Origin of the sequence: Streptococcus agalactiae ATCC 13813 (genome assembly GCF_000186445.1) — a bacterium.
GTDB classification, from domain to species: domain Bacteria; phylum Bacillota; class Bacilli; order Lactobacillales; family Streptococcaceae; genus Streptococcus; species Streptococcus agalactiae.
This window is the reverse complement of the sequence record NZ_GL636070.1, coordinates 1,438,204-1,452,507: the sequence shown is the minus strand read 5'-3', so window position 1 is coordinate 1,452,507 and position 14,304 is coordinate 1,438,204. Positions and strand designations below refer to the sequence as shown.

At 35.6% G+C, this 14,304-nt stretch carries 13 protein-coding genes; 9 read left to right on the top strand and 4 right to left on the bottom strand.

The genetic code is table 11. The features are described 5' to 3' along the window. Positions 1 to 31: 31 nt before the first annotated feature. Genes HMPREF9171_RS106395 through HMPREF9171_RS106410 form a run of 4 tightly spaced genes read right to left on the bottom strand, consistent with a single transcriptional unit; the run spans position 32 to position 2,969 of the window. On the bottom strand, positions 32 to 682 hold the full coding sequence (locus HMPREF9171_RS106395; RefSeq protein ID WP_000100034.1) for an amino acid ABC transporter permease: 651 nt from the start codon (positions 680 to 682) through the stop codon (positions 32 to 34). Positions 683 to 693: 11 nt separating this feature from the next. Continuing rightward, positions 694 to 1,389 carry an amino acid ABC transporter permease gene (locus HMPREF9171_RS106400; RefSeq protein ID WP_000173639.1) on the bottom strand — a complete coding sequence of 232 codons (696 nt, stop codon included), beginning with the start codon at positions 1,387 to 1,389 and terminating at the stop codon, positions 694 to 696. Positions 1,390 to 1,401: 12 nt separating this feature from the next. Further along, complete coding sequence (locus tag HMPREF9171_RS106405) at positions 1,402 to 2,202, bottom strand: transporter substrate-binding domain-containing protein (RefSeq protein WP_000946171.1); 801 nt, start codon at positions 2,200 to 2,202, stop codon at positions 1,402 to 1,404. Between the two features lie 11 nt (positions 2,203 to 2,213). Continuing rightward, a complete protein-coding gene (locus HMPREF9171_RS106410; protein WP_000053150.1) occupies positions 2,214 to 2,969 on the bottom strand; it encodes an amino acid ABC transporter ATP-binding protein in 756 nt (251 codons plus the stop codon). A 339-nt stretch (positions 2,970 to 3,308) separates the two neighbouring features. Here HMPREF9171_RS106410 and vicR point away from each other — a divergent pair, with 339 nt between their 5' ends. The 9 genes from vicR to ftsY all read left to right on the top strand — a co-directional run bounded on the left by vicR (position 3,309) and on the right by ftsY (position 14,276). Further along, positions 3,309 to 4,019, top strand: a complete 711-nt coding sequence (gene vicR, locus HMPREF9171_RS106415) for a cell wall metabolism response regulator VicR (RefSeq protein ID WP_000722052.1) — start codon at positions 3,309 to 3,311, stop codon at positions 4,017 to 4,019. After that, complete coding sequence (gene vicK / locus HMPREF9171_RS106420; RefSeq protein WP_001065469.1) at positions 4,012 to 5,361, top strand: cell wall metabolism sensor histidine kinase VicK; 1,350 nt, start codon at positions 4,012 to 4,014, stop codon at positions 5,359 to 5,361. The genes vicR and vicK overlap by 8 nt, the downstream gene beginning before the upstream one ends. Before the next feature lie 3 nt (positions 5,362 to 5,364). After that, on the top strand, positions 5,365 to 6,174 hold the full coding sequence (gene walJ, locus HMPREF9171_RS106425) for an exodeoxyribonuclease WalJ (protein WP_001289498.1): 810 nt from the start codon (positions 5,365 to 5,367) through the stop codon (positions 6,172 to 6,174). Between the two features lie 2 nt (positions 6,175 to 6,176). Beyond that, the gene (locus HMPREF9171_RS106430; protein ID WP_000719384.1) at positions 6,177 to 6,545 is read left to right on the top strand and encodes a YbaN family protein; all 369 of its coding nucleotides are present in this window, start codon (positions 6,177 to 6,179) and stop codon (positions 6,543 to 6,545) included. Positions 6,546 to 6,720: 175 nt separating this feature from the next. Next, a complete protein-coding gene (rnc, locus tag HMPREF9171_RS106435) occupies positions 6,721 to 7,407 on the top strand; it encodes a ribonuclease III (protein WP_000661526.1) in 687 nt (228 codons plus the stop codon). A 7-nt stretch (positions 7,408 to 7,414) separates the two neighbouring features. After that, the gene (smc, locus tag HMPREF9171_RS106440; RefSeq protein ID WP_000478776.1) at positions 7,415 to 10,954 is read left to right on the top strand and encodes a chromosome segregation protein SMC; all 3,540 of its coding nucleotides are present in this window, start codon (positions 7,415 to 7,417) and stop codon (positions 10,952 to 10,954) included. A 90-nt stretch (positions 10,955 to 11,044) separates the two neighbouring features. Beyond that, positions 11,045 to 11,842, top strand: a complete 798-nt coding sequence (locus HMPREF9171_RS106445) for a Cof-type HAD-IIB family hydrolase (protein WP_000594100.1) — start codon at positions 11,045 to 11,047, stop codon at positions 11,840 to 11,842. Beyond that, entirely contained in the window at positions 11,842 to 12,666 is an 825-nt protein-coding gene (locus HMPREF9171_RS106450; protein WP_001280061.1) for a Cof-type HAD-IIB family hydrolase, read from the top strand. Before HMPREF9171_RS106445 ends, HMPREF9171_RS106450 begins: the two co-directional genes overlap by 1 nt. After that, positions 12,666 to 14,276, top strand: coding sequence for a signal recognition particle-docking protein FtsY (gene ftsY / locus HMPREF9171_RS106455; protein ID WP_000522263.1), 1,611 nt, complete (start codon positions 12,666 to 12,668; stop codon positions 14,274 to 14,276). The genes HMPREF9171_RS106450 and ftsY overlap by 1 nt, the downstream gene beginning before the upstream one ends. Positions 14,277 to 14,304: the final 28 nt, after the last annotated feature.

Here is a 14,304-nt window from a genome sequence, read left to right as displayed (position 1 = left end):
GAAACGAAGGTCTAAAAGGCCTTCGTTTTAATTACTCAGTAGCTTGCTCCCAACGTTTTGAAAGTTTACGTGAAAAACTTGAGATGATAAAGTTTGTAATGAAATAGACAGCAGTTATAATAGCGTAGAGTGTAAAAACTTGTCCAGCTTCGAAATATCTTCCCATTAGAATTTGACTTTTTCCGAAGATTTCTTGAATAGCTATAACAGAATAAAGTAGTGATGTATCTTTTATAACCGTTACAAACTGAGAAATAATGGCTGGCAACATTTTGCGAAAAGCTTGTGGAAAAATAATAATAATGAAAACTTGCAAATAAGTGAATCCTTGAGAAAGTCCAGCTTCTGTTTGTCCTTTATCTACTCCATTTAAACCTCCCCGAATAATTTCTGCTAAAGCAGCGGAGGTAAAAATTGTAAACGAAGTAATACCAGCGCTGACTGATTTCATCTGGAATACTAAGAAAATGATAAAAATCCAAAGTAGATTTGGAACATTTCTGACAAATTCGATATAGATACTAGCTATTAATTTCCAGATAGGATTTTTGCTATTTCTCATAATTGCTAATAGAGTTCCAAAAAACATTGATAGTAAAATGGAAATAAAAGATATATATAAGGTTAAACCGAACCCTTGAAGGAGAAATAGTATATTTGTTAGTGTTAAGACTGATGACATATCAAACCTCCTTAAGAATAAGTTTTCTTATTTAATTCTTCTTGTTTTCTTGCCCAGCTTGCTAGTGGGAAACAAATAACAAAATAGAAGATAGCAGCTCCTGTAAAAGCTGGGATATAATTAGTCGTATCATAAGCCCAAGCCTTAGCTACAAACATGATATCGGCTCCAGAAATGATTGCTACGGTAGAGGTATTCTTGATAAGGTTAACAACTTGGTTGGTCATTGGTGGTAAAATTGTTCTGACAGCTTGAGGCAAAATGATAAGTTGCATGGTTTGATTAGCTGTGAATCCTTGAGCTAAAGCAGCCTCTGTTTGTCCTTTAGGGACAGCTTCAATTCCTGAGCGAATAACTTCAGAAATATAGGCACCATGGTATAGGCCAACGCACAAAACGGCGGTGAAAAAAGCACTAATCATAATATGACCATTACTAATGATTGCTAGTCCATAGTAGACAAAAACCATTTGAACTAAAAGAGGTGTATTTTGAAAAACTTCAACATAGATACGTGATATCAACTTACCAACTTTACTTTTAGAAGTTGATAAACCACCAGAGAGAATTCCTAATATCAGAGCAAGTAGGAGTGCACCAAACGAAATACCTAGAGTATATAAGAAGCCTTTAAAGAATAGGTCAAAATGGTTAAAGAAAGCGCCCCACCTTGAAATGGCAAAAGGACTGATGTTTAATAAAGTCATAAAAAATCCTCCCTATTCTTTTTTTACTTTAGCGGGTTTAAGCTTGAATTTTTGATAAATGTGTTTTAAACTACCATCTTTTTCCCATGATACCAGTAACTTATTAACATAGGGAATCAAGACTTTGTCCTGTTTACTGGTTGCAATACCGTATTCTTGCGTATTGAACCCTTCTTTTAATATGGTTGTATGAGGGCTAAGGTAGCCGCTAAGGATAGATTTATCAACTGAAAAAGCATCAATACGATTAGCGTACAGCGATATCGCTAATTCTGGGAAACTCCCTAATTGAGCATAGCTAAATTTTAGCTTGTGTTCTTTAGCATATTTTTCTAAATTGCCTTTTGTAGTGGCACCTTGAGCCACACCAATGTGTTTACCATCCAATTCTTTTATAGTTTTGATATGACTATTTTTACGCACCAAAAATCCAATTTCATCGTGATAATAAGCTTTAGAAATATTATAGTTAGCTTTTCTTTCGGGCGTGATAGTGTATGTTGCGATTAGAATATCAATTTGTCCATTGTCCATCAGAGGCTCTCTGGTTTGTGCAGTTGTCGGTACAAAAACTGGTTTGACACCTAAGGATTTGGCAATTTTTTTGGCAATATCAATTTCCATTCCTTCGTATTGATTCGTCTCAGCATTATAATAACCAAAGTTAGGCACATCTTGTTTGACTCCAACTTTAAGGACACCCGATTTTTTGATTTCTGATAATTGATTAGCTGACGTTGAGTTAGGATAAAATAACAGGAAAATGAAAATACAGGATAATAGATAGAGCGTTAATCTTTTTCGTCTCAGCATATTTCGTCCTCCTAAAGGTCAGTACTGGTATGGTTGATAATGTTGCTTAAAAATTGTTTGGCACGTGGTTCTGTGGGATTATCAAAAAAGTCTTGCACATCCGTAGTATCCACTAAAATTTCCCCATCAGCCATAAAAATAATACGATCAGCAACTTCTCGTGCGAATCCCATTTCATGAGTTACAACGACCATATTCATTCCGTCATTTGCCAATTTTTGCATCACTGAAAGAACGTCTCCGATGGTTTCGGGATCAAGGGCAGAGGTAGGCTCATCAAAGAGGAGGAGTTTTGGATGCATGGCAAGCCCTCTAGCAATAGCAATTCTTTGTTTTTGACCACCTGATAGCATAGATGGGTAGGAATCTTTTCTTTCCCACATATTGACAAATTTTAAATATTTTTCAGCAATTTCCATAGCTTCTTTTTTAGATTGTTTTAATACTTTAACAGGAGCTAATGTAATGTTTTCTAACACGGTTTTGTGAGGATAAAGGTTAAAATGTTGAAAAACCATACCAACTTCTTTACGGAGGTTGACCAATTCTTTAGATGAAATATTTGCTAATTCATGTCCATTCACGACCAAACTACCATCGTCAATAGATTCGAGAGCGTTCATTGTTCTAATAAGCGTTGATTTACCTGATCCAGAAGGTCCTAATAGAACAACCACTTGCCCTGGCTCTATTTCCAAATTAATCTGACGAAGGGCGTGATAATCTCCATAATACTTGTTAACATTCTTATAAGATATGAGTGACATAAGAACCTCCTAAAATAACAGTTTATTGTTAGGTTACCTAACATTATAGATAAGTGTATCACCTGTTTGTGAGCTTGTCAATAAATTCAGAATATTAAAGAGTAGGATTGATTTAAATATTGCTATTTTTAGAGTGGTATTTTTAGTAAAAATATTACGTTCTCGTATCATTTATTTTTCAGTTTAATAGGATGTATTGAAAGTTTCCAATTAACTAGGAAATCTGTTATAATTAGTGATAATAGTGGTGCTTTAGGCCCATATTATCATATTTTCGGTCACTTTTATTTTTCAGTTTATGGATGGAAATGGGAGACCAGAAAGTAATAGAGGTAAAATATGAAAAAAATACTTATCGTTGATGATGAAAAACCAATTTCAGATATTATCAAATTTAATTTAACTAAAGAAGGATATGAAACGGCGACAGCTTTCGATGGCCGTGAAGCTTTAGTACAATATGCAGAATTTCAACCAGATTTAATCATTTTGGATTTAATGCTCCCTGAACTAGATGGTTTAGAAGTGGCTAAGGAAGTTCGCAAAACCAGCCATATTCCTATTATTATGCTTTCTGCAAAAGACAGTGAGTTTGACAAAGTCATTGGTTTAGAAATCGGTGCAGATGATTATGTTACTAAACCTTTTTCAAATCGTGAACTTTTGGCACGGGTCAAAGCACATTTACGACGTACTGAAAATATTGAAACAGCTGTAGCAGAAGAAAGTGCTCAAAATGCTTCTTCAGATATTACTATTGGTGAGTTGCAAATTTTACCAGACGCCTTTATTGCTAAGAAACGTGGCGAAGAAATTGAATTAACGCACCGAGAATTTGAATTACTTCACCATTTAGCGACACATATCGGACAAGTCATGACACGCGAACATTTATTGGAAACAGTTTGGGGATATGATTATTTTGGAGATGTCCGTACAGTTGATGTGACGGTGAGACGTTTACGTGAAAAGATTGAAGATACTCCTGGTCGTCCAGAATATATTTTGACTCGACGTGGTGTAGGTTATTACATGAAGTCTTATGAATAATAGTGCTGCAAATATTAGGTCGTTTGAGCTAGCCTTACTTTTTTTACTAGTTTTTGTTGCTGTTTATTTTGTTTATCTAGCGGTTAGAGATTTTAAAATGTCTAAAAATATCCGACTTTTGAATTGGAAAGTCAGAGATTTGATAGCAGGAAATTATTCAGATAGTATTCTAATTCAAGGTGATGCAGATTTGGTAGAATTAGGTGAAAGTCTAAATGATTTATCTGATGTCTTCCGAATGGCACATGATAACTTAGAACAAGAAAAGAATCGCTTAGCAAGTATCTTAACTTATATGACTGACGGTGTGCTGGCTACAGATCGTTCAGGAAAAATCGTTATGATTAATGAGACAGCCCAACAGCAGTTCAATCTAGCATATGATGAAGCTTTATCAATGAATATTGTTGATATGTTAGGGTCAGGAAGTCCATATTCGTTCCAAGATTTAGTCTCTAAGACGCCAGAGGTAGTTCTTAATAGACGTGATGAAAATGGTGAATTTGTTACCTTACGGATTCGATTTGCTTTGAACCGTCGTGAAAGTGGTTTTATTTCCGGTTTAGTTGCAGTATCACACGATGCTACTGAGCAAGAGAAAGAAGAGCGTGAAAGAAGACTTTTTGTATCTAATGTTTCTCATGAACTTCGTACACCTTTGACATCTGTAAAATCTTATTTAGAAGCTTTAGATGAGGGAGCGCTCAATGAAGAAGTTGCTCCAAGCTTCATTAAGGTATCTCTAGATGAAACAAATCGTATGATGCGTATGATATCAGATTTATTAAGTTTATCGCGCATTGATAATGAAGTAACGCATTTAGATGTTGAAATGACGAATTTTACAGCTTTCATGACCTCAATTTTGAATCGATTTGACCAGATTAGAAATCAAAAAACAGTCACAGGAAAAGTTTATGAAATTGTCAGAGATTATCCTCTTAAGTCAATTTGGGTGGAAATTGATACAGATAAGATGACTCAAGTGATTGATAACATTTTAAATAATGCAGTCAAGTATTCACCAGATGGTGGTAAGATTACAGTTAATCTACGCACAACTAAAACGCAGATGATTTTATCAATATCAGACCAAGGCTTAGGTATTCCCAAAAAAGATTTACCTCTCATCTTTGATCGTTTTTATCGTGTTGATAAGGCGAGAAGTCGTCAACAGGGTGGGACTGGACTTGGTTTGTCAATTGCAAAAGAAATTGTTAAGCAGCATAAGGGATTTATTTGGGCTAAGAGTGAGTATGGTAAAGGGTCTACTTTTACAATCGTCTTGCCTTATGATAAAGATGCTGTAACTTATGAAGAATGGGAGGACGTTGAAGATTAAAACATGTCAGAAATAGGATTTAAATATAGTATCTTAGCTTCAGGTTCAACTGGAAATTGTTTTTATATTGAGACACCCCAAAAACGTCTTTTAATTGACGCTGGTTTAACAGGCAAGAAAGTGACTAGCCTTCTTGCAGAAATTAATCGTAAACCAGAAGATTTAGATGCTATACTAGTTACCCACGAACATTCTGACCACATTAAAGGTGTTGGCGTATTGGCTAGGAAATATCACCTTGATATTTATGCCAATGAGCAGACGTGGAAAGTTATGGATGAGCGTAACATGTTAGGCAAAGTTGATGTTAGTCAAAAGCATGTTTTTGGACGCGGTAAAACCTTAACTTTCGGGGATTTAGATATTGAGAGCTTTGGTGTAAGTCATGATGCTGTGGATCCCCAATTTTACCGTATGATGAAAGATGATAAGAGCTTTGTGATGTTGACAGATACAGGATATGTTAGCGACCGAATGGCAAGCTTGATTGAGAATGCAGATGGTTATTTGATCGAGTCAAATCACGACATTGAGATTCTACGTTCGGGTTCTTATCCCTGGACACTTAAGCAACGTATTTTATCAGATAAAGGACATTTATCTAATGAAGATGGTTCAGAAACCATGATTCGCACTATAGGTAACCGTACTAAACACATCTATTTAGGACACTTGAGTAAGGAAAATAATATTAAGGAACTTGCTCACATGACTATGGAAAACAATTTAATGAGAGCTGACTTTGGTGTGGGCACAGATTTTTCTGTTCACGATACTTCACCTGATTCAGCTACCCCACTGACGAGGATTTAAGATTGAAAAAGATTTTTTACATTAGTTTAGGATTTATTAGTTTAGGGATAGGCATTGCAGGTATTGTCTTGCCGGTAGTTCCAACGACTCCATTAGTATTGCTTTCAGCTTTTTGCTTTTCGAGAAGCTCTGAAAAATTTGATATTTGGTTGCGTCAAACTAAAGTTTATAAATACTACGCTGCAGATTTTGTTGAAAGCAGAAGTATTGCCCCAGCACGTAAAAAGTCAATGATTTGGCAAATTTATATCTTGATGGGAATTTCAATCTATTTTGCTCCTCTAATGTGGCTCAAACTGGGATTATTGATTGGAACTATTGTAGGAACTTATGTGCTTTTTTATGTAGTACCTGATAAAATTGATGAATAGTTAACAAGAGACTAGGTGTGTATCCTAGTCTTTTGTTGAATATTCAAATATGTAATTAGGGAAACGTTTTCTTTGGAAGATAGGTTTAACTTCCAAAATGTTTGATTATTTGTCAACTGTGGTATAATGGTATTTGTTTAATATTTTATCTATGATTGAAATCAAGGAGAAAAAAATGAAAGAATTAAGATCAAAGCTGGAAAAAGACTATGGTATTGTTTTTGCTAATCAAGAATTATTAGATACAGCTTTTACCCATACATCATATGCAAATGAGCATCGCCTCCTAAACATTTCACATAATGAACGTTTGGAATTTTTAGGAGACGCTGTTCTACAATTACTTATTTCACAGTATCTTTTTACAAAGTACCCTCAAAAGGCAGAAGGTGATTTATCAAAATTACGTTCAATGATTGTTCGTGAGGAAAGTCTTGCAGGTTTTTCACGTCTATGTGGCTTTGATCACTATATTAAACTTGGAAAAGGAGAAGAAAAATCTGGTGGACGTAATCGTGACACTATTTTAGGAGATTTATTTGAGGCTTTTTTAGGAGCTTTATTATTAGATAAAGGTGTTGAAGTGGTTCATGCCTTTGTTAACAAGGTAATGATCCCTCACGTTGAAAAAGGGACCTATGAGCGTGTTAAAGATTACAAGACAAGCTTGCAAGAATTACTTCAATCTCATGGGGATGTAAAAATAGATTATCAAGTTACTAATGAAAGTGGTCCAGCACATGCAAAGGAATTTGAGGTGACTGTATCTGTCAACCAAGAAAATTTGAGCCAAGGAATTGGACGATCAAAGAAAGCTGCTGAACAAGACGCTGCCAAAAATGCTTTAGCAACGTTACAATGAGGAAATCATGTTTTTAAAAGAAATTGAAATGCAAGGCTTTAAGTCCTTTGCGGATAAAACTAAGGTAGAATTTGATCAAGGAGTTACTGCTGTTGTAGGTCCAAATGGATCAGGTAAAAGTAATATCACAGAGAGTTTACGTTGGGCATTGGGAGAATCAAGCGCAAAAAGTTTACGAGGAGGTAAGATGCCAGACGTTATATTTGCTGGTACAGAAAATCGTAAGCCCCTTAATTATGCGCAAGTGAGTGTTACTTTAGATAATAGCGACCATTTTATCGAAAATATAGCTGACGAAGTTCGAGTTGAACGTCGTATTTTTCGAAACGGAGATAGTGAATATTTAATAGATGGACGCAAAGTTCGCTTACGTGATATTCATGATTTATTTATGGATACTGGATTAGGGAGAGATTCTTTTTCTATTATTTCCCAAGGACGCGTTGAAGCTATTTTTAATAGTAAACCAGAAGAGCGTCGTGCCATATTTGAAGAAGCCGCTGGTGTTCTGAAGTACAAAACACGTAAGAAGGAAACACAATCCAAATTAGAACAAACTCAAGGGAACTTAGATCGCTTAGAGGATATTATTTATGAATTGGACATGCAAGTCCAACCATTAGAAAAACAAGCAAGTATTGCTAAGCGTTTTTTAGTATTAGATGAGGAACGACAAGGACTCCACTTATCTATTTTGATTGAAGATATTTTACAACATCAATCAGATTTAACTACTGTTGAGGAAAAGCTATTGACAGTAAGAGAAGAGTTAGCAACTTATTACCAACAACGTCAGTCCCTTGAAGATGAAAATCAATCGTTAAAACAGAAACGTCACCATTTATCTGAAGAAATTGAGGCTAAACAGTTAGCTCTTTTAGACGTTACAAAGTTAAAGTCAGATTTGGAACGCCAAATTGATCTGATTCGTTTAGAGTCAAGCCAAAAGGCTGAAAAGAAAGAAGAGGCAGGTCAACGCTTAGCAGAGTTAGAAATTAAAGCTAAAGATTGTAATGACCAGATTACCCAAAAAAATATAGAGTTAACTACTCTGTCGGAAAAAATAGCCCAAATAAGATCAGAAATTGTTAGTATAGAAAGTTCCTTGGAGCGTTTTTCAACTAATCCGGATCAGGTTATTGAAAAACTTCGAGAAGACTTTGTTACCTTGATGCAAGAAGAAGCCGACACTTCAAACGCTTTAACAGCTTTACTAGCTGATATAGAGAATCAAAAACAAGCTTCTCAAGCTAAATCTCAAGAAATACAAGAAGTTAGCAAAAATTTAGAAGTATTAAAAAGTAACGCAAAGGTAGCATTGGAACGATTTGAGGCTGCAAAGAAGAATGTTCGTCAGTTATTATCTCACTACCAAGATTTAGGTCAAACCTTGCAAAATCTAGAAGGTGAGTATAAGAATCAGCAGTCAATTTTATTTGATCATTTAGATGAAATCAAATCAAAGCAAGCACGTATTTCGAGTTTAGAATCTATTTTGAAAAATCATAGTAATTTCTATGCTGGAGTGAAGTCAGTTCTACAGGCTAAGGACCAGATTGGAGGTATCATAGGTGCTGTTAGTGAGCATCTTAGCTTTGACAAACATTACCAAACAGCATTGGAGATAGCTTTGGGAGGTAGCAGCCAACACATCATTGTTGAAGACGAGAGTGCTGCCAAACGTTCAATTGCTTTTTTAAAGAAAAACCGCCAAGGTAGAGCGACATTTCTGCCTTTAACTACAATAAAACCAAGAGAATTAGCACAACATTATCTCTCAAAATTACAAAGTTCTCAAGGGTTTTTAGGAATAGCTAGTGAATTGGTAACCTATGATCAACGCTTGTCAAACATTTTTAAAAATAACTTAGGGTTAACTGCTATTTTTGATACGGTTGATAATGCTAATGTAGCTGCAAGACAATTGAATTATCAAGTACGTTTAGTAACCTTAGATGGAACAGAGTTACGCCCTGGAGGGTCGTACTCAGGGGGAGCAAATCGTCAAAATAATACTGTTTTTATCAAGCCTGAATTGGATAATCTAAAAAAAGAATTGAAACAGGCACAAAGTAAACAGTTAATTCAAGAAAAAGAAGTTGCCGCATTGTTAGAGCAACTCAAAGAGAAACAAGAAACCTTAGCACAACTTAAGAATGATGGAGAACAAGCTCGTCTTGAGGAACAAAGAGCTGATATAGAGTATCAACAACTATCAGAAAAGCTTGCTGATTTAAATAAACTATATAATGGCTTGCAATTAAGCAGCGGGGCGTTGGAACAAACTACTTCTGAAAATGAAAAAAATCGTTTAGAAAAAGAACTTGAACAATTTGCTATTAAAAAAGAAGAGTTGACAACTTCAATTGCTCAAATTAAGGAAGATAAAGATTCAATTCAAGAAAAAGTCAATAATCTAACAACATTATTGTCAGAGGCACAGCTAGAAGAACGTGATTTGCTAAACGAGCAGAAATTTGAACGTGCCAACTGTACACGTCTAGAGATTACCTTGTCTGAAATAAAACGTGACATTAGTAATTTACAAACATTACTAAGCCATCAGGACAGTCAATTAGACAAAGAAGAGCTTCCCCGTATAGAAAAACAGTTGCTACAAGCAAATAAGAGAAGGGAAAATGACGAAGAAAAGCTTGTGAGTCTCCGTTTTGAATTGGAGGATTGTGAAGCTGCTTTAGATGATTTAGCTGCTTCTCTGGCTAAAGAGGGACAAAAAAATGAAAGCCTTATTCGTCAGCAAGCTCAATTAGAGTCACAATGTGAACAATTATCTCAACAATTGATGATATTCTCACGTCAATTATCAGAAGACTATCAGATGACATTGGATGAAGCGAAGGTAAAAGCAAATGTCTTGGAAGATATTTTGATGGCGCGTGAACAATTGAAATCTCTACAAGCTAAAATTAAAGCTTTAGGACCTGTTAATATTGATGCAATTGCTCAATTTGAAGAAGTTCATGAACGATTGACCTTCCTTAACACACAGCGAGACGACTTAGTTCATGCCAAAAATTTATTACTAGAGACGATTACAGATATGGATGATGAAGTTAAGACTCGTTTTAAATCGACATTTGAAGCCATTCGTCATAGTTTCAAAGAAACCTTTGTACAGATGTTTGGTGGAGGTTCTGCGGACCTTATTCTGACAGAAGGTGATTTATTATCAGCTGGGGTTGATATTTCGGTTCAACCTCCTGGTAAAAAAATCCAGTCTTTAAACTTGATGTCAGGTGGTGAAAAAGCATTATCAGCGTTAGCATTATTATTTGCCATTATCCGTGTTAAGACAATTCCATTTGTCATCTTGGATGAAGTTGAGGCCGCTTTAGATGAAGCAAATGTTAAGCGATTTGGCGATTATCTTAATCGATTTGATAAATCAAGTCAATTTATCGTTGTTACTCACCGAAAAGGAACTATGTCTGCTGCTGATAGTATCTATGGGGTAACGATGCAGGAATCAGGCGTTTCCAAAATTGTTTCTGTAAAATTAAAAGAAGCTCAAGAAATGACCAATTAGAAAACAGAAGGGGATCCCTTCTGTTTTTTGGATTTTCAGCCTTATTTTATGTTACAATAGTAAATGTAAACCCTTTAGTTAGGAGATTCCATGATAAAATTAGTAGCAACCGATATGGACGGTACATTCTTAGATGAAAACGGTACCTATGATAAAAAACGTTTAGCAAATGTGCTAAAAAAATTTAAAGAACAAGGAATTGTCTTTACGGCAGCAAGTGGGCGTTCCTTATTATCACTTGAACAATTATTTGCTGACTTTCGTGATCAGATGGCTTTTATAGCAGAAAATGGAAGTGCAGCAGTCTTATTTGATCGCTTGGCATATGAACAGCACTTGAGTCGAGAACAATACTTAGATATTATTGACCATTTGAGTAAGAGTCCTTATATGGAGAATAATGAATATGTCTTATCTGGCAAGGATGGTGCGTATATTCTAAGTGATGCCAATCCAGGTTATATTGAATTCATCACTCATTATTATGATAATTTGCAAAAAGTTTCTCACTTTGAAGATGTTGATGATATTATTTTCAAAGTAACGGTTAACTTTACTGAAGAGACTGTTAGACAAGCTGAGGAGTGGGTAAATCAAGCTATACCGTATGCCACAGCAGTGACAACAGGTTTTAAATCTATTGATATTATTCTAAGCTCAGTTAATAAACGAAATGGTTTAGAGCACCTCTGTGAACAATACGGTATTAGAGCAGAAGAAGTCTTATCTTTTGGTGACAATATTAATGATTTAGAAATGCTAGAGTGGTCAGGAAAAGCTATCGCAACAGAAAATGCTAGACCAGAAGTTAAAGAGATAGCAGATTGTATTATAGGTCATCACAATGATCAAGCTGTAATGGCTTATTTAGAAAGTATGGTGGATTAATGTCGGATATTAAAATACTTGCCTTAGATTTAGATGGCACTTTATTTACAACAGATAAGAAAGTTTCAGAAGAAAATAAAGTGGCCTTAAAAGCAGCTAGAGAAAAAGGTATAAAAGTTGTTATTACAACAGGGCGTCCTTTAAAAGCAATTGGTAATTTGTTAGAGGACCTAGAATTAGTATCTGATGAAGATTACAGCATTACTTTTAACGGTGGTTTAGTTCAACAAAATACAGGGAAAATCTTAGCTAAAACTGCAATGACACGACAAGAAGTGGAAGATATCCATGAGGAGTTGTATCAAGTGGGTTTGCCAACAGATATCTTAAGTGAGGGAACGGTATATAGTATTGCTAACAAGGGACACCATTCTCAATATCATTTAGCCAACCCACTCTTAGAATTTATAGAAGTTGATGATTTAGAGCAAGTGCCAAAGGATGTAGTTTATAATAAAATTGTTAGTGTTATTGATGCTACATATCTTGATCAACAAATTGCTAAACTTCCTGATAGACTTAAAGTTGACTATGAAATGTTTAAATCACGTGATATCATTTTAGAATTGATGCCTAAAGGTGTTCATAAAGCAGTCGGCTTAGAACTACTGACAAAACACCTTGGGTTAGATAGTAGTCAAGTTATGGCAATGGGAGATGAAGCAAATGATTTATCGATGCTAGAGTGGGCAGGCTTAGGAGTTGCAATGGCTAATGGCATTCCAGAAGCTAAGGCAATAGCAAAAGCGACAACTATTTGTAATAACGATGAGTCTGGAGTCGCCGAAGCAGTTGGGAAATATATTTTAAGTGAGGAAAATTAATGGGATTATTTGACCGCCTATTTGGACATAAGAAAAAAGATAAAGAACCAGAAATTGAAGCATCAGAATCTGTTGTTTTAGAAGATGAAGATTCAGTTATTGATAAAGAGGAGGGCAGCAACTTTTCGAAGGAGTCAACTTTGAATTGTACCTCTGAAGTCCCTGTTGCAGAAGATGATTCTTTCTTAGAATTAGAAAGAGATACAGCATTGTCAGAATCACATCAACCAGTTACCTCTGAAATTCATCCTTTAGAGTCAGAAGATACCGATGAAATTCCTGTAAAAGAAGACGATAGTTTTTTAGAACTAGAAGATAGGGCTAAGACAAAGGTAGCAGATACTTCTGAGGTAGGAAATGTAGTTCCTGATTCCACGACTCTTTCTGACAATGTTTCTGCTAAATCTGAGGCATCTTTTAGTGATGAGGAGCAATCAAGTGATAGTCAGGCTTCAGAGCAGTTTTCAGAAACTCCCCTTCAAGAAGAGATGTCTAGTGGAAAAACTGAGGTACAAACAGAGTCAGAGGATACATCTGCGGCTGATGCTTTTTTAGCAGATTACTATGCTAAACGTAAAGCAATTGAGAAAGAAATCTCGTCTAATTCGCTGTCAACAGATGAGTCAGAACTTTCTGAGGCACAGGAAGTTTTATCGCAATCACAGGCAGACACTATAAAAGCTGAGAGTCAAGAGGAAAAATATAATCGTAGCCTGAAAAAAACACGCACAGGTTTTAGTGCACGCCTTAATGCTTTCCTTTCTAACTTCCGTCGTGTTGACGAAGAGTTCTTTGAAGAATTAGAAGAAATGTTAATCTTATCTGACGTTGGGGTAAATGTTGCAACACAGTTAACTGAAGATCTTCGTTATGAAGCAAAATTAGAGAATGCCAAGAAATCAGAGGATTTAAAACGTGTTATCGTTGAAAAATTAGTTGAAATCTACGAAAAAGATGGTATTTATAATGAGGCTATCAATTTCCAAGAAGGTTTAACCGTAATGCTTTTTGTAGGTGTTAATGGTGTTGGAAAAACGACATCTATAGGTAAGTTAGCTCATCAATACAAGTCTCAAGGGAAAAAAGTTATGTTAGTAGCAGCTGATACTTTCCGTGCAGGTGCTGTGGCTCAACTAGTAGAATGGGGACGCCGTGTTGATGTACCAGTTGTCACTGGAGAAGAAAAAGCAGATCCGGCTAGCGTTGTCTTTGATGGCATGGAAAAAGCCGTTGCTCAAGGCGTTGATGTCTTGTTAATTGATACAGCAGGACGTTTGCAAAATAAAGAAAACCTTATGGCAGAGTTGGAAAAAATTGGACGTATTATTAAGCGTGTCGTACCAGATGCTCCCCACGAAACTTTGCTTGCTTTAGATGCATCTACAGGACAAAATGCTTTAAGTCAAGCTAAAGAGTTCTCGAAAATTACACCATTAACTGGCCTTATTCTGACTAAAATTGATGGTACTGCTAAGGGTGGTGTGGTACTGGCTATTCGTCAAGAACTAGATATTCCTGTTAAATTTATTGGTTTCGGCGAAAAAATCGATGATATTGGTGAATTTAATTCAGAAGATTTCATGCGTGGCCTTCTGGAAGGAATTTTATAAGAAAAAAGAACTTTCATTTAGAAAGTTC

What these genes read in the sequence shown, in the direction of transcription:
- HMPREF9171_RS106405 (WP_000946171.1), bottom strand. Translation starts at nt 2,202, where the DNA reads ATGCTGAGACGAAAAAGATTAACGCTCTATCTATTATCCTGTATTTTC.
- HMPREF9171_RS106400 (WP_000173639.1), bottom strand. Translation starts at nt 1,389, where the DNA reads ATGACTTTATTAAACATCAGTCCTTTTGCCATTTCAAGGTGGGGCGCT.
- walJ (WP_001289498.1), top strand. Translation starts at nt 5,365, where the DNA reads ATGTCAGAAATAGGATTTAAATATAGTATCTTAGCTTCAGGTTCAACT.
- vicR (WP_000722052.1), top strand. Translation starts at nt 3,309, where the DNA reads ATGAAAAAAATACTTATCGTTGATGATGAAAAACCAATTTCAGATATT.
- smc (WP_000478776.1), top strand. Translation starts at nt 7,415, where the DNA reads ATGTTTTTAAAAGAAATTGAAATGCAAGGCTTTAAGTCCTTTGCGGAT.
- HMPREF9171_RS106395 (WP_000100034.1), bottom strand. Translation starts at nt 682, where the DNA reads ATGTCATCAGTCTTAACACTAACAAATATACTATTTCTCCTTCAAGGG.
- HMPREF9171_RS106410 (WP_000053150.1), bottom strand. Translation starts at nt 2,969, where the DNA reads ATGTCACTCATATCTTATAAGAATGTTAACAAGTATTATGGAGATTAT.
- vicK (WP_001065469.1), top strand. Translation starts at nt 4,012, where the DNA reads ATGAATAATAGTGCTGCAAATATTAGGTCGTTTGAGCTAGCCTTACTT.
- rnc (WP_000661526.1), top strand. Translation starts at nt 6,721, where the DNA reads ATGAAAGAATTAAGATCAAAGCTGGAAAAAGACTATGGTATTGTTTTT.
- HMPREF9171_RS106450 (WP_001280061.1), top strand. Translation starts at nt 11,842, where the DNA reads ATGTCGGATATTAAAATACTTGCCTTAGATTTAGATGGCACTTTATTT.
- ftsY (WP_000522263.1), top strand. Translation starts at nt 12,666, where the DNA reads ATGGGATTATTTGACCGCCTATTTGGACATAAGAAAAAAGATAAAGAA.
- HMPREF9171_RS106445 (WP_000594100.1), top strand. Translation starts at nt 11,045, where the DNA reads ATGATAAAATTAGTAGCAACCGATATGGACGGTACATTCTTAGATGAA.